21 protein-coding genes and 1 tRNA gene are annotated in these 18,800 nt (G+C 71.5%); 5 read left to right on the top strand and 17 right to left on the bottom strand.

The annotated features are described in order from the left end of the window. The first annotated feature begins 61 nt into the window (after positions 1 to 61). Positions 62 to 547: a hypothetical protein gene (locus ABZW30_RS28925; RefSeq protein ID WP_355674133.1), complete on the top strand. Its 486-nt coding sequence runs from the start codon at positions 62 to 64 to the stop codon at positions 545 to 547. A 111-nt stretch (positions 548 to 658) separates the two neighbouring features. On the opposite strand, the gene ABZW30_RS28930 is transcribed toward ABZW30_RS28925, so the two are convergent. Next, a complete protein-coding gene (locus ABZW30_RS28930) occupies positions 659 to 1,147 on the bottom strand; it encodes a YajQ family cyclic di-GMP-binding protein (RefSeq protein WP_355674134.1) in 489 nt (162 codons plus the stop codon). Between the two features lie 216 nt (positions 1,148 to 1,363). Between ABZW30_RS28930 and ABZW30_RS28935 the strand changes: the two genes are divergently transcribed. Next, positions 1,364 to 1,444, top strand: a tRNA-Tyr gene (locus ABZW30_RS28935). Positions 1,445 to 1,608: 164 nt separating this feature from the next. Here the strand turns inward: ABZW30_RS28935 and ABZW30_RS28940 are convergent. From ABZW30_RS28940 to ABZW30_RS28965, 6 genes are all read right to left on the bottom strand, one after another. Then, on the bottom strand, positions 1,609 to 3,009 hold the full coding sequence (locus ABZW30_RS28940; RefSeq protein ID WP_355674135.1) for a site-specific integrase: 1,401 nt from the start codon (positions 3,007 to 3,009) through the stop codon (positions 1,609 to 1,611). Further along, on the bottom strand, positions 3,009 to 3,194 hold the full coding sequence (locus tag ABZW30_RS28945) for a helix-turn-helix domain-containing protein (protein WP_355674136.1): 186 nt from the start codon (positions 3,192 to 3,194) through the stop codon (positions 3,009 to 3,011). The genes ABZW30_RS28940 and ABZW30_RS28945 overlap by 1 nt, the downstream gene beginning before the upstream one ends. Positions 3,195 to 3,462: 268 nt before the next feature. Continuing rightward, the gene (locus tag ABZW30_RS28950; RefSeq protein ID WP_355674137.1) at positions 3,463 to 5,457 is read right to left on the bottom strand and encodes a DUF3987 domain-containing protein; all 1,995 of its coding nucleotides are present in this window, start codon (positions 5,455 to 5,457) and stop codon (positions 3,463 to 3,465) included. A 77-nt stretch (positions 5,458 to 5,534) separates the two neighbouring features. Then, positions 5,535 to 6,182, bottom strand: coding sequence for a hypothetical protein (locus tag ABZW30_RS28955; protein ID WP_355674138.1), 648 nt, complete (start codon positions 6,180 to 6,182; stop codon positions 5,535 to 5,537). Continuing rightward, complete coding sequence (locus ABZW30_RS28960) at positions 6,179 to 7,009, bottom strand: phosphoadenosine phosphosulfate reductase (protein WP_355674139.1); 831 nt, start codon at positions 7,007 to 7,009, stop codon at positions 6,179 to 6,181. Before ABZW30_RS28960 ends, ABZW30_RS28955 begins: the two co-directional genes overlap by 4 nt. Further along, on the bottom strand, positions 7,006 to 7,590 hold the full coding sequence (locus ABZW30_RS28965) for a hypothetical protein (RefSeq protein WP_355674140.1): 585 nt from the start codon (positions 7,588 to 7,590) through the stop codon (positions 7,006 to 7,008). The genes ABZW30_RS28960 and ABZW30_RS28965 overlap by 4 nt, the downstream gene beginning before the upstream one ends. A gap of 188 nt (positions 7,591 to 7,778) precedes the next feature. Here ABZW30_RS28965 and ABZW30_RS28970 point away from each other — a divergent pair, with 188 nt between their 5' ends. Beyond that, positions 7,779 to 8,759 (top strand): hypothetical protein, encoded by a 981-nt coding sequence (locus tag ABZW30_RS28970; protein ID WP_355674141.1) that lies wholly within the window; start codon positions 7,779 to 7,781, stop codon positions 8,757 to 8,759. Between the two features lie 108 nt (positions 8,760 to 8,867). Here the strand turns inward: ABZW30_RS28970 and ABZW30_RS28975 are convergent, their stop codons facing one another. From ABZW30_RS28975 to ABZW30_RS29020, 10 genes are all read right to left on the bottom strand, one after another. Beyond that, positions 8,868 to 9,146, bottom strand: a complete 279-nt coding sequence (locus ABZW30_RS28975) for a hypothetical protein (protein WP_355674142.1) — start codon at positions 9,144 to 9,146, stop codon at positions 8,868 to 8,870. After that, on the bottom strand, positions 9,143 to 9,481 hold the full coding sequence (locus tag ABZW30_RS28980; RefSeq protein WP_355674143.1) for a hypothetical protein: 339 nt from the start codon (positions 9,479 to 9,481) through the stop codon (positions 9,143 to 9,145). Before ABZW30_RS28980 ends, ABZW30_RS28975 begins: the two co-directional genes overlap by 4 nt. 246 nt (positions 9,482 to 9,727) lie before the next feature. Then, positions 9,728 to 11,944 carry a hypothetical protein gene (locus tag ABZW30_RS28985; RefSeq protein ID WP_355674144.1) on the bottom strand — a complete coding sequence of 739 codons (2,217 nt, stop codon included), beginning with the start codon at positions 11,942 to 11,944 and terminating at the stop codon, positions 9,728 to 9,730. Between the two features lie 103 nt (positions 11,945 to 12,047). After that, a complete protein-coding gene (locus tag ABZW30_RS28990) occupies positions 12,048 to 13,772 on the bottom strand; it encodes a hypothetical protein (protein ID WP_355674145.1) in 1,725 nt (574 codons plus the stop codon). Positions 13,773 to 13,877: 105 nt separating this feature from the next. Then, complete coding sequence (locus tag ABZW30_RS28995; RefSeq protein ID WP_355674146.1) at positions 13,878 to 14,141, bottom strand: hypothetical protein; 264 nt, start codon at positions 14,139 to 14,141, stop codon at positions 13,878 to 13,880. Positions 14,142 to 14,164: 23 nt separating this feature from the next. Then, on the bottom strand, positions 14,165 to 14,617 hold the full coding sequence (locus ABZW30_RS29000; protein WP_355674147.1) for a hypothetical protein: 453 nt from the start codon (positions 14,615 to 14,617) through the stop codon (positions 14,165 to 14,167). Then, on the bottom strand, positions 14,614 to 14,805 hold the full coding sequence (locus tag ABZW30_RS29005; RefSeq protein ID WP_355674148.1) for a hypothetical protein: 192 nt from the start codon (positions 14,803 to 14,805) through the stop codon (positions 14,614 to 14,616). Before ABZW30_RS29005 ends, ABZW30_RS29000 begins: the two co-directional genes overlap by 4 nt. A 20-nt stretch (positions 14,806 to 14,825) precedes the next feature. Further along, positions 14,826 to 15,173 (bottom strand): hypothetical protein, encoded by a 348-nt coding sequence (locus ABZW30_RS29010; RefSeq protein ID WP_355674149.1) that lies wholly within the window; start codon positions 15,171 to 15,173, stop codon positions 14,826 to 14,828. After that, positions 15,170 to 16,177 (bottom strand): DUF2637 domain-containing protein, encoded by a 1,008-nt coding sequence (locus ABZW30_RS29015; RefSeq protein WP_355674150.1) that lies wholly within the window; start codon positions 16,175 to 16,177, stop codon positions 15,170 to 15,172. Before ABZW30_RS29015 ends, ABZW30_RS29010 begins: the two co-directional genes overlap by 4 nt. A gap of 94 nt (positions 16,178 to 16,271) precedes the next feature. Next, entirely contained in the window at positions 16,272 to 16,541 is a 270-nt protein-coding gene (locus ABZW30_RS29020) for a hypothetical protein (protein ID WP_355674161.1), read from the bottom strand. 631 nt (positions 16,542 to 17,172) lie between these two features. Here ABZW30_RS29020 and ABZW30_RS29025 point away from each other — a divergent pair. Further along, the gene (locus ABZW30_RS29025; protein WP_355674162.1) at positions 17,173 to 17,964 is read left to right on the top strand and encodes a GntR family transcriptional regulator; all 792 of its coding nucleotides are present in this window, start codon (positions 17,173 to 17,175) and stop codon (positions 17,962 to 17,964) included. A 2-nt stretch (positions 17,965 to 17,966) separates the two neighbouring features. Then, positions 17,967 to 18,719 carry a glycosyltransferase gene (locus ABZW30_RS29030; RefSeq protein WP_355674151.1) on the top strand — a complete coding sequence of 251 codons (753 nt, stop codon included), beginning with the start codon at positions 17,967 to 17,969 and terminating at the stop codon, positions 18,717 to 18,719. The last annotated feature ends 81 nt before the right edge of the window (positions 18,720 to 18,800 follow it).

Consider the following 18,800-nt stretch of genomic DNA (forward strand, 5'->3'; position numbering starts at 1 on the left):
AGCGGGCACGGAATCATAAATTCCGCGCCGACTGTCAGTGCGGTGGGACACCATGTGCGGCATGTCCTATGAACTCCAGGCGCTGATAGGCACGTTGGAGCTGCTGACGGTGGCGGCTGCAGAGGTACCGGCGGCCCGGGTGGTACCGCTGGCCCAGGGGCTGGCCCTGATCCCGGTTACCTCCGCCGTGCTGGCGGCGCTGCAAGGCGATGCCGCCGTGTCGAAGGTCGGTGGCGGGGCCGGCTTCGGCTGGCACTCGGACGGCTTCGAACTGCGGCTCGCCGCTTGGTCCAAGGCCGGGCCGATCGCCTGCGTCGAGGCCGAGTACTTCGGCGGCAGCGGTACCCAACGTGCCGCCGTCTGGGAGAACGGGCGGGTGGTCCTCGGGCCGCTCACCAGCGGGGAGTTCGAGACCGTCCCCGAGGGCACCCCGATCTCCCGCGCGCTGCGGCGGCTCGGCGCGCACGTCGCGGCGGGGCGGGTGGACGAGTTCGACGCGGTCGGGCTGGCTGCGCACCGCAGCACCGGTGGCTGGGTGGTGGCCTGAGGGTGCGCCGGCGGACGGCGCGCCACCGCCTCCCGACCCCACCCGCCGACGCGAACGGCCCCGCTCCCGAGCCCGGGAGCGGGGCCGTTCCGTGGTGCGTCCGGACGGACGTCAGCGGTAGTTCACGAACTGGATCGCGAAGTCCAGGTCCTTGCCCTTGAGCAGGGCCTGGATGGCCTGGAGGTCGTCGCGGCTCTTGGAGCTGACGCGCAGCTCGTCGCCCTGGACCTGGGCCTTGACGCCCTTCGGGCCCTCGTCCCGGATGATCTTCGCGACCTTCTTGGCATCCTCCGTGGTGATGCCCTCCTTCACGTTCGCGAAGATCTTGTACTCCTTGCCGGACAGCTGGGGCTCGCCCGCGTCCAGAGCCTTCAGCGACAGGCCGCGCTTGACGAACTTCGTCTGCAGCACGTCGAGGATGGCTCGAACGCGCTCCTCGCCGTTGGCCTTCATCTCGATCTTCTCGCCGGAGCGGCTGACCTCGCCGCCGACGCCCTTGAAGTCGAAGCGGGTGGCGATCTCACGGGAGGTCTGGTTGATCGCGTTGTCGACCTCCTGCCACTCGACCTTCGAGACGATGTCGAAACTGGAGTCGGCCATGGGTGTTGGTCTCCTTGATGCTCTGGCTTCACTGGCACGGCCCGCCCCATTGGGCGCCCGCCGCCCCAGCCTATCCAGCGCCGCCCCCGCGCCGCCCGTGACAGCCGGGGGACTCTCCTTGATCATCGCGTCACCAATCGAGTGGCGAAGCACCCCCCCGGATCGGGTATGGTTTACCACGTCGAACGGGGTCAACACCCCGGGGGACGAGATCCTGGCTGGTTGCCCGAGCGGCCAAAGGGAGCAGACTGTAAATCTGTCGCGCAAGCTACGCAGGTTCGAACCCTGCACCAGCCACAGGATAGAAAACAGGCCCTGATCTGCGGAAACGCGGATTAGGGCCTGTTTCGTTGCGTTCGAACGCCGGTCACGCCGGATGGTCGTTTTGCGTGGTTTGTCTCACCTCGTTTCGCCCGAATCCCAGTCCTGACCAGCGGTTCCGGACCAGGGGCGGACCAGAATCAGGAACCGTCGGGCGCCGCCGGGCGGTCGGCCCGCCGCTGGAGCCGCTCGGTGATCAGTCGGTTGGCGTGGTCCTCGTCGCCGTGGATGCACTTGGCGTAGACCCGGAGCAGGACGGCGATGCTGTGCCCCGCCCGCCGGGCGCACTCGGCTACCGGCACGCCGGAGGCCAGCCAGAGGGAGATCCCGGCGTGCCGGGCGTCGTACGGGCGCTTGGCCAGCGGGGTGGACTGCTCCTCCTTGCTGAACACCTCGGCCCGTGAGGCCGCCCAGACGACGCCGTACCCGCTCTCCTGCACCATGCCATTCCGGAAGGTCCGGAACAGGCGGCCGTCGGGCGCCGTGCCGTACAGCTCGATGTGCTCCCGCAGCAGCTTCACCAGCTCGGGTGGGATCGGGACCGGCCGGGTGGCCGTCTCCGCCCGGTGCTTCAAGCCGCGGGGGTCGTGCGAGGCCCCGCTGTCGGTCCACGACGACCCGACCCGGGGGCTGTTCCCGTTGAGGTTGAGCTTCCCCCAGCCCTCCGCAGGCAGGACGCACCGGTCCTTGCGCAGGTGGACCACCTCGCCCGGACGCATGCCTGCGTAGTACATGCATGCGAAGAAGGCGACCAGCCGCGGCCCGCGCCGCCCCTGCCGGCCGACCACCTCCAGCATCGCGGCGGCCTGCTCCGGGCTCATGACGTACTCGGGGTCGACTTCTTCCTCGGCCCGGGGCGGCTGCCACTGCACCGACGGCAGGGGGTTGGCGATCAGGAGCCTGTCCTCGACCGCGCGGCCCAGGACGTGGTTCAGGATCCTGCGCTTCCGAAGCGTGGTCGAGGCCGCGGCCTTGGTGCCGTCCAGCTTCACCGAGAGGGCGGCGAGCAGGCGGCGGACCATCTTTGGGTCCGCCAGCTCGGACACGTCCACGGAGTTCCGAGCCACCCAGGACAAGGCCTTGGCGACGTCGGCCGGCGGCTCGTCGGTCCAGCGGTTCACGTTGAAGGCCCAGCCGTACAGCGCGCGCCGGACGAGCAGCTTGTCCGGCATGCCGGTCTTGGTCTTGACCAGCTCGAACGTGACGCTGGCCAGGGCGTCCGCCCACGTTGTCCGGGTCTTGGCCGGGGCGCCGTCCCATCGGGCCTCGACGTAGTTCCGCCCGTGCTGGTACCAGGTGACGGCGCTCTCCTTCTCCTTGAGCTTGCGCAGCTCCGAGAGGGGGAGGCCCGTCTCCGTGTCGAAGGGCTCGTGGGAGGCCGCCGCGACGAGCAGTACGGCCTTCCGGCCGTCCGCCTGGGTCTTCGTGAGGTAGGACTCGGAGAACTCCAGACCGTTCACGGTCCACCGCACCTGCCAGGGCTTGCGGCGGTCGGGCCGGTGGCGGTGCTCCCAGAACGTGACCTTGTAGGAGGTGGGCATCAGGCGGCCACCTCGCGCGCCGCCCACCAGGCGTCCAGGTCGGCGCGGCTCACACGGAGCTGTCCGTTCGGCAGCTTGATGAGCTTCGGGGCCTCGCCCCGGGCGCGCATCCGGTAGAACGCGGCGCGGGACATGTCGATCTCTTTGAGGACGGCGGGGAGCCTCAGGTACTCCGGCTTGGGCATGGCAGTCATCTCCGTCTGCGGGTACGGATGGTGGTTGCGGTGCGTGATGGCCCCTGGGCGTGGACGGGGATTGGGGCCGAAGAGTGTCAGGGAAGTCAGGAGAAACCGTTGACCTGCGGTTTTGGCTCCTGGCAGGGCGTCAGGGATTGTCAGGGATGTCAGGGGAAAGTGCCGCCGCCTGGTTTTCTCCTGACATCCCTGACAATCCCTGACGCGATGTCCGGGGTCGTTTTTGCTGGTCAGGGGTTTGTCCTGACATCCCTGACGGTTACCGGGTTTCCGCTCCGTCCACGGGGGTTCCGATAGCGGGGTGGACACGGTAGGTGACGGCCTGGGGGCGCCCTCGCTGGCCGGTGGGGCCGGTCTGGTCGGAGCGGAGGTAGCCGTGCTGTTCGAGTAGGTGCAGGGCGGGTTCGACGTCGGCGACCTTCTTGAACCGCCGGGACGACGCGACGGCGTCGTGGGCCTTGATGTGGGTGCGGTGGGTGCCGTCCTTCTTCGGCCGTTGGAGCCACTGGAGGATGGCGTGGGCGTCCTCGGTGGCGGGGTCGGCGGCGATGAGGTCGAAGACGGCGAGGGTGTGGGTCGTGTAGTAGTCCGCGATCTCGGCGGCGCGGTCGACGGTGGCGGCCTCCAGGCCGGCGCGCCAGGCGCTGTGGTCCTGGTCGGAGGCGATGTGGTCGGCAAGGTGGAGCAGGACGGCGATGCGGGCGATGTGGCCGACCAACTTCCCGGCCCAGTCCTTGATGTGGGAGAGCGGCTGGTCGGGGCGGAGCTGGATTTCCACGCGCTCCTGGAGCTTCTCGACGGCGAGGTCGGCGGCCTGGTCCATGAGCACGGTGACCGGCTCGGCGAGGTCGGTCATGGCGTGGAGCAGGCGGGTCAGGTTGCGGTCGTAGGCGTTCGCCACCTTGTCAGGGATCGGCTCGGTGCGGACCTTGCGGTAGCCGAGGTTGGAAGGCGGCAGGGAGTACAGGAAGCGGGCGAGCAGGCCCCGGTCGCGGGCGCCAGGGGCGGCGCCGAGTTCCTGGAGGACGGCGGGCTGCGGGGTAACGCCGATGGTCAGGGCGGGCTTGTCGGCGGTGGGCTGCTCGCGGGTGATGCGGTCGGCCTGGAGGCGTTCGCCCTTGTGGGCTTGGAGGAACACGCCCAGGTTGGGCTTGCTGCTGTAGCGGCCGACCATGCTGTCGAACAGGTCGCCCTCGGGGCTGAGGGCGGCCAGGCAGCGGTGCACGCCGAGGTGGTGGGTGACGGTCTCGGGGGTGATGTCCCCGGACAGGGTCAGCCGCGGGCTCGGCGGGACCACGATCTGCTCGGCGAGCATCTTCGCGGCGGAGATCTCCGCGACGAGCTGGGCGCGGTCGGTGTCGGGGTTCTTGCGGGCCTTGGCCATGAGCGCCTCGACCTCGGCCAGCGCGGTGTCCTTGGCGGTCTCGGCCTCGATGATCGCGGCCCTGGCGTCGGCCTGGAGTTCGGCCTCGACCTTGTAGACCGGGCCCATGGTGAAGGCGAAGACGTCGGACTTGCGGCTGGCCGGGGGCATCGCGCAGGTCAGGTAGAGGTTGGACTGCTCGCGCCAGCCGGGCCGGATCTCCACGTTCACCCGGCCCCCGGCGGCGGTCGACAGGGCCGCGAGGGCCATGGTGGCGGACGCGTCGGGCGGGGTCTGGGTGAACTCCGCGACCGCCTCGACGTAGGCGCCGACCCACTTGGGGAGCGCGTTGACGGGGAAAGTGGGCAGGATGCCGTAGGAGCCGAGCGGGACGGGGTCGAGCCAGGTGTCCCCGGCGGCGAGGTCCGCGAGGGCGGCGAGGGCGGCGGTGCGGACGGCCTCCAGATCGGTCTGGTCGTCGCCGGCCATGTGGGCGAGGCGGCTAGTGGTGGTGCCGATGCGGCGGCGCTCGGCGGCGTGGCGCACGATCTCGGCGTAGTAGTCGCCGTTCGCGGCGGTGGGGGTGGCCTCGATGCAGGTGTGCAGGTAGCCGGGCCCGCCGATGCGGACCAGGTCGCCCTGGGCGCGCAGGACGCCGGCCAGCAGCATCGGGTCGACCGGTCGCTCGCCGCCGGCCATGCGGGTGATGGCGCGCCAGATCGTCTCGTGCGCGGGGTGGTAGAACGCGCTCGGGTCGCCGAGCTGGGCGGCCAGCGCCGGGATTTGGGCGGGGTCGAGCAGGGCGGCGCCGATGACGGCCTGCTCGGCGGTCTTTACCTCGGCGGGCTCGGGGCGGAACGGGATCACGTTCGGGGCGTACTCGGTGCTCAACGCGGGCTCCTCTCGGACGGAGCGGGGGCGGCCCGCGCCCGGGGCAGGTACCGGGTGCGGGCCGTAGTGGTGGGGTGTCAGAAGTCGAGGGCGATTTGCCCGTCGCAGACGACGGCCGGGGCGGGCGGCATCAGCGCGTCGAGGGCGGCCTGGTGGGCCGGGTCGGCGAGCAGGCAAATCACGCGGCCGTCGGTGGTGACCAGCCACTCGGGGTCGGCGTGGACGAGTTCGACGGCGGCCTGGCGGGTGGTGGAGTGGACGACGCACTCGTCGGCGCTGTCGGAGCCGTAGGTGGTGCCGCAGACGTCGCACTCGGCGACGTGGCAGATCACGGGCCTGATGGCCACGGGAGCCTCCCGATGGTCAGAGGTCGAAGAGGGAGTCCGGCTCAGCGGACCGGGTGCTCGCCTGGCGGGCCTGGCCGGCGGCGCGGCGGGTGGCCTGGTGGCAGTGCTCGCACCAGGCGGCCAGCTGCCGTTTGGGCAGGGCGGCGATGCGGTGCGGGGCAGCAGCAGGGCGTCCGGCTCGGCCGGGGCCACGAGCAGGCGCACCCAGCCCCGGCCGTGCTTGGTTTGGTAGGCGCCGTGGACGGCGGGGCAGCGCCCGCCGTCGTGCTCGTGGTTGGTGCCGCAGGTGCCGCGGCACTGGCAGCGGCCCGCGGCGGCGGCGATGACGGCCTTCCACAGGCCTGCGGTGTCGCCGAGGGGTGGTGTGCGGCGGGTCATGTCATGCACCACCCGGAGTCGCACAGCCCGTCGGTGAGGTCGTCGAGGTCGAAAAGCGGGTCGACGCCGTCCGGGATGGCCTCGCGCAACGGCTGGCCGAACCTGGTGAGGTAGACGTGGTCCTTGCCGAGCCGTTCGCGCCGGGCGTTGAGGGTGTCTTCGAGCTGACAAGCCTTCTCGAACAGTTCCGGTTCCGAGCGACGCATCTCGTGCCAGGTCTCAGGGCGCCTGAACGGACAGAACCAGCACGACGACTTGGGCGGCACGGGCAGGCCGGCCTGGCGGATGACGCGCATGCAGTCCATGCGGCGCAGGCCGAGCTGCAGCAGCGGGTAGTCGATGACCTCGTGCGGTTCGCAGCGGCGGTTGTTGGCGCGGTCGATCTCGTCCACGGAGATGCCGACGCCGAGCGTGGCCGGGTTCTCCGCGGTGGCGCCGCGGCGCTTCAACTCCCGACCAATCACCTTGATCTTGTAGTTCATGGTGCAGGCCCGGGTGCCAGGGGCCCCGTTAGCCATCCGCACCGGGATACCCAGCGACCGGGACTCCTCGCGGGTCAACTCCCCGTAGAGGGTGCGGGTCTCCTTCGAGCGGACCATCACCCGGTGCAGGGTGGCCAGTTCGATGCCGTGGGCTTCGGCGTACGGCCGGGCGATGGCGTCGACGTAGGCGATCGTGGCAGGGTTCTCCGAGTCGTCGCCGACGTTGGAGAACAGGAACACCGGGTAGTCGATCTCGCCCTCGGCGGCGAGGACCAGGGCGGCCATGGACTGCACGCCCCCGCCGAACGAGAACGACCGCAGCGTCTTGGTGGAGGGAGTGGTCACCGGCCACCCCCGAGCAGTGCAGCGACGGCCGGGCCGCCGTGGGTGTTGACGTGCTCGGCGAGCCGGGCGACCGTGCGCTTGGCGGTGCGGGTCAGCTCCGTGCGGGGCAGAGGCACGGGCGGGGTGCTCAACTCGCTGGCGGGGATGGGCAGGAGGATGTCGGCGGTGAGGGTGAGCACCGGCTGACGGCCGGGGAGCGGCTCGACCTTGGCCGACCAGGGGCCGCGCTGGTAGCAGTCGTTCTCCCAGTCCAGCCACCGGCCCGGCCCGGGGCGGGTTTCGAGCGCGCGGTGCGGGAGGGGGACGGTGATGCGCAGGACCAGGTCGGCGGGGTCGTCCTCGGCGGGGCTGGCGGTGACGGCGAGCAGGTCGGGGCGGGTGAGCACGTAGCCGGGCGCCATAGTCGGGGCGGTGGCGACGGTCCAGACGAGGGCGGCGAACTCCGCCCCGGAGATCAGGCAGTCGCTGTCATCGAGCTGGTCGGCGTGCTCGTTGAGGTAGGCGCCGAACCGGCTGTCGCCATACCGCTGGTCGTAGTCGTCGTCCACGACGGCGAGCGTGAAGTGGTCGAACTCGGGCATGCTGGTGTCCTCTGATCTCCGAAAGGGGATTGGGTGGGCCCCGCAGCGGCCGTCTCTCTGCCAAGATTCGGCGGCTGCTGCGGGGTTTGTGCTGGTCGGGCCGATGGCGCTACGGCTGAGGGCCGTGCGACCGATGACTTCGGAATCTCGGTCGTTCGCTGTCGGTGGGGTCGCGTACGGTGGCCGCCATGGCGACCGATGACCTTCCGCTGAAGCCGGGCCTCGTGACGACGCGTGCCGCGATTGCTGCGGCTTACGGCGGTTCTCTGCAGGGCGGGATCGTGCCCGCGGACGAGGCGAAGAAGGTGTTCCTCTTCTCCGACAAGAAGGAGAGCGGGCAGCACGGCTACACCTTCGACGGCTGGGCCGAGAGCGATGAGCTGGGCCCGCTGTTCCACTACACCGGCACCGGCAGCGTCGGTGACCAGGTCCTGACTGGCTACAACGGCTCCGTGCTGAAACACGTCGAGATGGGCCGTGAGCTGCACCTGTTCATGTCCGAGCCCAGCATCACACCGGGTACGGACGCCAAGCAGCAGCGCTACGTCGGGCAGATGATCGTCGACAGCATCAAGCCGGCGATCGAACGGTGGAACAACGACAGGAACGGCAACCGCCGCCAGGTGTGGGTATTCCGGCTGCGTCCGGTCGATGAAGCCCAGACGGAGATCCTCGTCAGGGACTTCGTTCCGGCAGCCGATAAGGACGATGCCGAACTGGTGCCGGCCGAGACCAGTGCCGAGCTGGTAGAGGCGGAACAGCACGCCACCGATCAGACGACCGCCAACGGCTCGGCTGAGCCCAAGGACGTCGTGCGCCGTGAGGGCAAGCTCTCCGAGGCCTACAAGGCGTTCCTGACCGCGCAGGGCCACGAAGTCCTGCGGTACCAGATCACGATCGCCGGCAGCCGCGGCGCCCTTCTGACCGATCTGTACGACAAGACCGCGCACGTGCTCTACGAGGTCAAGGGCAAGAACCGCCGCAACGATGTGCGGATGGCGATCGGCCAGCTCATGGACTACCGCCGGCACATCAAGAAGCCGGGCCTGAAGCTGGCGATCCTGCTGCCCAGCCTGCCGAGCCAGGACCTTCAGGACCTGATCTCCAACGTGGGCATCAGCCTCGTCGTTCAGGACGGCACAGGTTTCCACGGCTTCCCGGTCGACTGATCCACCGACCTCACCGTTGGCCTCGGCAGCTTTGTTGCCGAGGCCAACGGCGCGTTTGGGGGCAGCCCTTGACGGTGCCCATCCGATGGGGGCAGGCGAGCTGGCCGATCAGGCGGCTTGGCGCGCACGGCTGGGGAACGGCAGGACCGTGGCGAGCCGGAGCGGGGCGTCGGTGTCGGGGGCGGGGGCGCCTTCGCCGCCGTCGGGCGGGGCGGTCTCGGGGGCGGCCGTGCGGGCGGCGCGTTCGGCGGCGGAGGCGGCCAGGGCCTGCTGGACGGCGGCGCTGTCGGCACGGGCGCCGCGCTGTGAGAGGACGACGGGGACGCTGAGGATCGCGCCGGGGGCCATGAGGACGACGGCGGTGATGAGGTCGCTGGTGGTGCTCACGGGGTACCTCCGGTGCGGGCGGCGTGGGCGAGCAGGTCGACCAGGTCGGAGCCGAGCAACGCGGCGCGCTGCTCGATCGCGGTCCAGGACTCGGGGTCGATGTGCATGAGAGCCGCGAGGGCGGCGGCGGGGCGCTGGTTGGCGGCGGCGGTGAGGGCCTCGCGCAGGTGGACGGCGGCGAGGAAGGTGTTCACCGGGTCGGCGAGGCCGGTGCCGGCGGTGGTGAAGCCGGACAGCCAGACGATGACGGCGGCGCCGAGGGTGGTGCGGCGGGCCCGGATGAGGAGGATGGCGACGATGGCGAGCAGGATGGTGACGCTGATCGTGACGGCCATGGCAGGCGGTCCTTTCCGTACGTCGTGGTGACGGACAGTCACGGGCGTGTGTGGGGCACACGCGGCAGCGGGCGTGTGGGCCCGGGCCCGGTTTCGGAGCCTGGGAGCGGGGCTGTGTAGGGCGCCCTGTGTGGCCCATACGGGCCACACAGGCAGGTCAGAGGCCCACACGCGCCTGTGTGGGGCATACGGGCGCGTGTGGGGCTGTGTGGGCCTCGGCGTGTGGCCCTGTGTGGGCCTGCTGGGTCACCGCCGGTAGCGCTTGATGGCGTCTTCGAGGGTGTGGGCGTAGAAGCCAGCCTTGCTGGCGCCGTCGATGCGGACGGTTCCGGCGCCGGGGCGCTCGACGCCGACGGCGCGCAGGAGGGCGTTGAGTTCGGCGCCGAGGGTCTGGGCGTCGGCGCTCAGCGCGGTGGCGAGGTCGGCGATGAACATGCGGTCCGCGCCGTCGGCGGTGATGGCCGTGTGGGCGCGCACGAGCAGCTGCGGCGCGGGGTCGGCGGCGGGCTCGCTGTCCTTGCGCAGGGAGGTGAGGTTGAGGCCCTGCGGGCGGGCGTTCGGGAAGGCGATGACCTCCGCCAGCTCGTCCTCGGCCCCGCCGTTGCCGGTCTCGCCGCCGCTGGTCTGGTCGCGGAGGGCGGAGAGGTTCAGGCCGCCGCCGGCCGGTGCGGGCGCCGGTGCGGTCTGGGCGGTCGGGGCCGGGGTGTTGGTGGTGCCGGTGGCGTTCGCCCAGAGCCATCCGGCGCGCTCCGGGTCCCAGCGGTGGGTGTACTCCAGTCCGGCGGCTTCCTCGGAGATTTTGTCGAGGCGGGGGCGGCGGTCGTTGGTGGCGAGGACGGCGTCGCGGACCATGCTGGGGCTGGTCTTCCAGCCCTTGAAGCCGGTGGGGGCGAAGCCGTCGGCTCCGGCGGAGCCGATGACGCCGCAGCCCTTGGCGCGGAGCTGGCGGGTGTCGACCTTCGCACTGGGGAACAGCTTGTTCACGTTGTTCCCGGACGACTCGCCGGAGGTCAGGGCGACGCCGACCGGGGAGAACTTGCGGATCGCGGTGTCGCCGATCGCGCTGACGTTGCCGTCTACGGCGGTGAGCACGAAGCGGATCCCCATGGCGCGGGTGGTCCGCATCGCCTTCTTCACACCCTCCTGGAGGGCCTTCATGGTCTGGTCGGTGAAGGACGGGGCGGACAGCAGCTCGGCGCCCTCGTCCACCACGACCATGATCTGCGGCAGCTTCGCCGAGACGGGCAGCAGCGTCGTGTTCTCGGCGTCCATCAGGTCCTGGTAGCCCTGCTGGCGGGCCGCGTTGATCCGCAGTGCGGCCCGGATGATGCGAAGCGCCTCACCCGGGGTGGAGGCCAGCCAGTCCACGCCCGGTCGGGTGCCGGCCGGGGGCGTGTCGGCTCCGGCCTTGGTGGCCTTGAGGCCCTGGGCTTCCAGCCAGGGGCGCATCCACGGGATGCCGGCGGCGCCGGCCTTTAGGTCGATCACCCAGGTGACGACGTCCACGCAGCGGGCGAACCCGGCGAGGACGACGTCCACGAAGGTGGACTTGCCGGACCCGGGCGGGCCGAGGATCAGCGCGCACGCCTCGCGCAGCAGCACCTGGGCCTGGTCGGAGTTGGGCAGCAGGCCCCAGGGGATGCCGGTGAGGATGGAGAGGGCCGAGTAGTCGTCCGGGTAGGGGTATTCGCTGGCCATGACGTTGACGGTGGCGATGTCGAGGACGACGCGGCCCTGCCGGTCGCCTTCCTCGACCCACACGGTGCAGCCGAGCGGCAGCCGGGCGTCGGTGGCCAGGGCGCGCGCGGCGGCGGCGATGCGGTCCCAGGTCGCGGAGCCGCCCGGGAGTTCGGCGGCGAGGGAGAACCCGGCGCCGGTCTTCCAGAACTCGACCGCGAACACGGCGACCTGGATGCCGGTGACGCGGTGGATCCGTTCGGCCCACTCCTTCGCGAGGGCCTCGCGCTCCCCGTTCATCTTCCGCACGGCGGCGCGGGCCTCGTCGCTCATGCGCTCCAGCTCGACGGCTTCCTCGCGGATCGCGGCGTTGGAGGCCATGGCGCCGATGCCGACGCCGAGCGCGGCGAGCGTGCCGGCCGCTGCCCAGGTGAGCGGGCCGGTGGTGATGGCCCAGGTGGTCCAGCCTCCGGCGAGCAGCCAGGACGCGGCCCGGCCGGCCATGGTGCGGCCGGTCAGGCGGCGCCGGATGCTGGCGCCGATGCCGTGGCCGAGTGCTCCGGCCGCGCCGACGGCGAGCGGGATGCCGGGCGGCATGTGGGTGGCGGCGCCGAGCAGGGCCATCGCGCCCGCGCCGGTGGCGGCCGAGATCGCGCCGGAGACGGGGCCGTGGGTGGCGGCCCAGTCCAGCGGCGGCACCCACGTGGTCTTCGGGTTCGGGGTCTTGCGGGTCTTCGACTTGGGGACGTTGGTCAGGTTCAGGGTGTGCTCGGGCGGCTGGTTCACGGCAACTCCAGGCGGCGACGACGCGGGTGGGTGTGGGGATGGGGCGGGCCGCCCCGCGCGAGGTGGCGGGGCGGCCCGGTGGTGCTGCTTCTCGGTGCTGGGGCTACTGGTTGTTGACGATGTCCCACTTCTCCTCGCCGTTGCGGGGGTTCTCGTGGCGGGAGATGTCCTCCTCGTGGGCGCCACGGAAGGCCTTGCCAACCTCCTCGGAGGCGCTGACGGCGGTCATCAGCAGGGTGTAGACCTCGTTCAGGGCCTCGCCCACGACCTTGTCGAGCGGGAACTCCTCGTCGGAGCGCTCCGCCAGGACGCGGAAGGTGTTGGCGATGGACTCCAGGCCCTCCGGCATGGCCTCGAAGGCGGCCAGGACGTGCATCATGCCGTCCGGGTCGTAGTTCATCGCCGAGCCGTACATCTCGGAGGCGACCTCGGAGAAGTCGAAGCCGGAACCGGTCTTGGCCATGTCGCCTCCCAGGGCGCTCGGGCTGGTGTTGGTGTGTGCGGGCTGGTGGTGCTTGGGGGCGCGCGGCACAGTGTCGGCCACGGCCTGCTCGCCGGTGTCGTCGTTGTCGATGGCCTCGTCCACGGCCTGCTCGGCGTCAGCGAGTTCCTGGCGGATCGCGGCGTCGCGCTCGGCCCGCTGGTCGGCGGCCTTGCCGACCAGGCGGCGGTAGAGGCGGCGGCCGGGGTACATGAGCCAGTTCCAGCCGAGCTTGCGGCCGAGCGGGGTGGTCACCATGCCGATCAGGCCGACCGGCAGGGCCAGCAGCGCGGCCAGCAGGCGCCGGCCGTGGAAGCGGGCGGCGGAGCGGCGGAGCCGGTTGCGGGCCTCGCGCCGCGCCGGGGCCTTGCGGGCCTCCCGGCGGGCGTCCATCACCTTGCGCTCGGCGCTCTGGTCGGCGGCGGTGCGGGCCTTGCCGCGGGCCCTGTCCAGCGTGCGCCGCACGGCGGCGGCGGGCTTGGCCACCGCCCGGCCGAGGCGCCCGCGCTGACCGGCCTTGCGTTCGCGCTCGGCGGCCTTGGCGTCGCGGCGGGCATCGGCCACCTTCCGGCGGGCCTCGCTCTGCCCGGCACGGCGCTCGGACCGCGTGGGCATCGCCTTCCGGTCTGCGGCCCGGACCGCCTTCACCTCACCGGCCCGCGCGGCCACACGGCCCAGCGCCGCCTTGCCCGCACCCGGCGCCTTCCTCAGCACCGACCCGACGCCCCCGCCCCGGCCGGTACCGGAGCCGCGGGCACCGGACGGCACCGGCGCCACGCCGCTCCGCCCGGCCGTTCCGCCCGGCGACCGAAGCGAGGCCACCCCGGGGCGGGCGGGCGAACCGCCGGAAGCGGAACCGGTGTGGGACTGGCGCGGCACGCCCACCAGGCCGGACCCCGTGCGACCGGCGGTCCCGGCCGCCGTACGGGACCGCCCCGGGCTGCCGGTCGGGGCCGAACCGCGCTGCGGGGCGGGCGATTTGACGAGAGACAGGTGCGGGGCCCGCTGGGCGGCGGTGCCCCTGGTGGTCCCGGCGGAGCGCTGGGCGGCCTTCGCGGCGGCCCGGCGTGCCACCCGGCTGGCGATCGCGCTGGTCGCGACCGTTCCGGCGGTGGCCGCGAGGGCGACCACCGGGCCGGAGATCAACGCGGCGGCCGACGCCAGAGCAACCACGCTGTTCGCCGTGGTCACCGCGAGCGGGACGGCCGGCAGACCACCCCGGGTGTGCTCCAACCGCGGCTCCGTGTTCCGGCGGTTGCCGCTGGGCGCGGGCGCCGGGGCGGCGGGCGGCTGGATCGGAGCGTCGACAGCCGCAGCGGCCTGTGCCGACGCGAGGGTGTCGGACATGATGGCGTTCCTTCCTCACTGCGTTGTGGTGTGGAAAGGGCCCCGGGACGGCTGCTCTGGCCGGCAAGCTGCGCGGCCGTCCCGGGGACACGAGCGATGCGCGGGTCAGACCAGGGCGGCCTGCGGCCACGGGATCGCCCGGCACTCGGCCGAGTGGGCGTTGGCCTCGATGCGGCTGGCGCCCAGCTCCTTGGCGATGTGACTGTGCTTGCCGCAGCCCAGGCAGATCCAGCTGGCCTTGGGGTTCCCGTAGCTGTTGGTGCCGGCGGCGTAGAGGGCGACCAGGGCGGAACTGAGGTTGAGGAACGCGGCGACGGTGCCAACCGGCAGGCCGGTGGCGGAGTCCTTGTGGATGATCTGCTCGGACATGGCAGGCATCTCCTGAGGTGAGGTCAGGCAGAGGCGATGAGGGCGGCGATGGTCTCGGCGGCGTGGTGCCAGGCCTGGTCGAGGGCGTAGGCGCCGTTCATGCCGTGGTCGGCCAGGCGCACGAAGTTCCCCTTGCCGGTGGCGTCGGCCAGGCGCCGCAGCGGCTCGCGCCGGTCGGCGACGTAGTGCGTGACCGCGCTGAGGGCGAGCGCGGCGGTCACCGGGCCGGGCCGCAGGCGGACGCCGAGCAGGCGGGCGCCGGCCAGCAGGACGGCGCCCTGGGTAGCGGTGTAGGCGGCGACGTGGGCGGCGCAGGCGCGGCGGCCGGCCGCGCTGGACTGCCCGTCGGTGTGGTCGTGCTGGCCCTTGGCCGAGGCCTGGTGGTCGGTCTGGACCCAGTGGTCGGCCACGTCCGCCGCCGACCGCAGCAGCGCGTAGACGGCGGCGAACCGGGCGGCACGGTCGGTGCTGGTCACGGGCGCTCCTTGCGGGGGCTGCGGTGGCGGTGGTGGTCGGCGACGAACTCCTGCCACCGGCGCCGCTCCCCGGCCGTGGTGCCACGGAGGCGGACGACCAGGTCACAGTCGGCGGCGGGACAGGTGAAGGTGGTGTAGCCGCCGAGCAAGTCGGCGAGGCGCCGCAAGGGGCTGAGGTACTTGGCCATGACTGGCTCCCAATTGCAGATCAGTTGAGGTCGTCCGCGTCGTACGGGTAGAAGCCGGTCACCTCGACGGGGACGCCGTGGCTGATGCCGTAGGCGGTCAGCCATCGGCTGGTGCCGTACTCGCCGTTGTCGGTGGTGGCGGGATCCAGACCCAGGGCCTCGCGCCACTGCTCGAACGTGTCGAGGCCGCGGTGCAGCGACAGCTTCACGCCCCACGCACCCCACGGGATGTCGGTGCCGGGCTGGAGGAACCGGTGCAGCGCCGGCGTGGGGGTGGGCAGGTCGGTGTGGGCGGTGAGGATGGCCAGCAGGGCGGCGGCGGCGTTGATCTGGTCGCTGGCAGTGGTGGTCTCGATGCTGGTGGTCACGATGCCTGCTCCTGGGGCGCGGTGGTCTCTTCGTCGGCGCCGGGTACGGCGTGCAGGGCGGGGCGCTCGGTGGAGCGCAGTTCCTGGTAGCGGGTGGCGACCCAGCCGGCGGACCAGCCGGTCAGATCGACCGCCCGGCGCTGCGGGATGCGGGCCACGACGCAGTCCTGGACCTTCGTCCGGGCCTGGTCCTCGGGCAGTCGCCCGTCCACGGCGGGCGCGGAGAGGAGTTCCTCCCGGAGCCGCTCGATCTCCCGCCCGGCGTCCTGCTCACGCTCACGCTCACGGCGCTCACGCTCGCTCACCTCGCGCTCACGGCGTTCGCGCTCGACCCGCTCGGCGTCCTGCAAGCGCTGCCGTTCGTCGCGGTCGGCGGCGTCCCGGCGGGCCTGCTCGTCCCGCTGTTCGCGGGCCATGCTCTCCTCGTGCTCACGCTGCTTGTCGGCCACCCGCTCGTCGTGCTCACGGCGCTCACGCTCGGCCTTGTCGGCCCGCTCCCACTCCGCGATCCGGTCCGCGCGTTCCTGCTGCCGGTGCTCCTCCTGACGACGCTCGCGCTCGGCCCGCTCATCGCGCTCACGGGCCGCTCGTGCGGCCAGCGCGGTGGCGATCGCCCGCCGGTAGGCGAGGGAGGTCTCCGCTGTGACGATCAGCAGCAGCGGTGCCACCGCGTGGACTGCCACCCCGACTTTGTCGTGGTCCAGGGCGGACTGACCCACGTTGAGCAGCACCGTCATGGCGCCGGTCATCCAGCGCAGCACGACGGGCCAGCGGCCGCCGTCGCCGTCCAGGCGCGCCAGCGTGCTGTCCATGCGGACCACGATCACCACCGCCGCGTCCACGACCAGCGGCAGGATCGGCGCCGTCCACCCCCAGCCCTTCGGGGTGTGACCGGACATCAGTGGGGTCACCGTGAGCACGCTGTAGAGGACCGCGCCCAGCGTGATCGTCCACGTGCCCACGGCCAACGCCGTCTCGGCCGAGCGGATCTGTTCCTGGCTCATCGGCGCCTTCACCGCGACCACCACCCGGCGAGCGGAGAGCGCGTCGTGAGCGCGGGGTGAGCAGGCGTGAGCGCCGTGAGCGCGAGTCCGGCCGTCACGCGGCCACCCGCTCGACGGTCGCCGTGCGGCGGATGACCGCCGGGCGCCGCAGCGGCACCGGCGCCATGCTCAGCAAGCGCTCGGCGTAGGCGGCCAACTCCGGGTCCTCCCGGCGCAGGTCCGCCAGGACGTCGCTCGCGGCGTCCATCCGGGCCGCGCGCTCGACCTCGCTCTCACCGGGCACCCCGGCGAACAGCTCGGAGTCCACACCGAGCGCCAGCTCCGAGAGCTCGTCCTTCGTCGCGGCCGTCTGGCCTGCAACCATGTCCTTCACGGGTCTACCTCTTCTCTCGTAGGGGGTGGGCCCGAGGGCCGCCGCGCGTTCCTTGGCCGGAGCGCGGCGGCCCGCCTCATGCGGGCCCGGGCCACTCGAACGACACGAGTAGCCACGACCCCCGGCACCGGCCCCGCAGTCATGGATGCGAGGGGGTGCCGAGGGCCGTGGTCACTGGTGAAGCAGTGGGTTGGTCTCGTGTGGACGCGGTCCAGGCTCGCTCCGGGGAGATCCCTCCCGGAGGTCGTCGCCGGCCAATGTCAGCCGCGTCGTTCTTTCGAGAGGCCAGTAGCTCCTCTCAGTCGGCTGCGTGTCCCATACACGGCCCGCCGTCTTAAGGGCGGACCGAGGTGTCAGGGCGTGCGCCCCTTCTCTGCCGACTGGTCTCCACTCACCCCGACCGGCGTGGTCACGGAAGGACTGCGGTGGTGGATCACGCTCTTGAGTTGTCAGTTTGCGCAGGCCAGTGCCGCAAGGCATGGGCCTGCCAAGCTCTAGAGATCCCCTCCTGGGGTCCTCTAGAGGACTTGGGAAGACTATGAGGGTCCGTCAGCCCTCGCGTCAACTGCTTGAGAGGACTTAAGCTGTCATGGTCTTCGAGCGAACGGCGGTGTGCCCCGGTATGGCCAAGTACGAGCGAATTGCGGACGACATCCGCGCGCGCATCCAGGCGGGGGAATGGCAGCCCGGCGACAGGCTGCCGACCGAGACTCCCGACCTGACGACGCATTACAAGACGAGCCTCAACACAGTTCGTCAGGCCCTTGGCGTACTCGCAGCGGAAGGTGTCGTGGACAAGGTCCACGGGCGCGGGAACTTCGTGCGCAAGCCCCGCAAGCTGGTTGTGAGGACCAATGAGCGCCACCAGTGGGAGAAGGACAGGGCCCGGCAGTCCGAGGAGGCTCGTCGGCAGACGGGTGCGACGGAGCACGACACCGGGCTGGCTGTGTCGGATCTCGTGTTCAGCGCGGTCTTCGACGACGAGATGCTCGCCGATGAGGAGCTGGCCGAGACCTTTCAGATCCCGTTGGGCACCAGGCTCTTGGAACGGACCTACCGCACGCGCTACCGCGAGGAGGACGAGCCGTTCAACATCGCCCGGTCGTACCTGGTGTACGACATGATCAAGGGCAACCCGGACCTGCTTGACCCGACCAAAGAGCCTTGGCCGGGCGGAACCCAGAACCAACTGCACACGCTCGACATCGAGCTGGACCGCATCGAGGAGCGAGTCACGGCCCGCCCTCCGACAGTGGAGGAGTCCGAGGAGCTGGGACTCAAGGCCGGCGTCTCGGTGCTGATTCTCCGGAAGGTCTCGCACAGTACCGACGGGAGGGTGGTCGAGGTCTCCAACGTCACGCTGCCCGGCAACCGCACCGAGATGGTGTTCATGACTTCTCTGACTAGGTGGTGAGCATGACCCAGATCATCTCCGTCATCACGGCCGTCCACGGACCGTCTGCCTCGTACCTGCCGGACGCCTACAAGTCGCTGGTCGCTCAGCAGTTGCCGGAGGGCTGGGATTGGCAGTGGGTCATCCAGGAGGACGGGGAGACGGGTGACGTCGCCCCGTACGTGCCAGATGACATCCGCGTGAGCTTTGGGCAGGGAAGGCACGGACGCGCCGGCGTGGCGCGCACCATGGCCCTCTCTCGGGCCGTCGGAGAGTTCGTCAAGGTTTTGGACGCCGACGACATGCTCACGGCGGGCGTTCTGGCGCGCGACCTGGCAGCCCTTCGGCGTCCCGGCATCTGCTGGACAACCTCGCGGGTGCTCGACCTGCTCCCAGACGGCTCGACCGTGGGGTTCGACCAGGACCCTCCGGAGGGGCCGATCGCGCGCGGGGCGGTGCTTGAGCACTGGAAGGCGCACGACTTCCGTGCCCAGGTTCATCCGGCGACGCTCTGCGCGCGTCGTGACCTCGTGTTGGCACTCGGCGGCTGGATGGCGCTCCCCGCTTCGGAGGACACTGGCCTCCTGATGGCGCTGGATGCGACCAGCCGCGGTTGGTTCTCGGCGGAGACGGGTCTCCTCTACCGCAAGTGGCCCGGGCAGAGCACCGCCAGTACGGCTCACATCCATGAGGGCGAGAGGTCTGCCCGCATGGCCGTCATCGAGGCGCGGGCGCGGGTGCTCGCGGCGTTCGAGGGCTGGCGTGTAGACGTGTGAGCTGAAACACAAAAAGGCCGGGGTGTGGCAGCGATCGCGGCCCCCCACCCGGCGATTTGTGGGGGGGCGAGGGGGCCCCGT

The sequence above is a fragment of the Kitasatospora sp. NPDC004669 genome (assembly GCF_040609455.1).
Taxonomy (GTDB): Bacteria; Actinomycetota; Actinomycetes; order Streptomycetales; family Streptomycetaceae; genus Kitasatospora.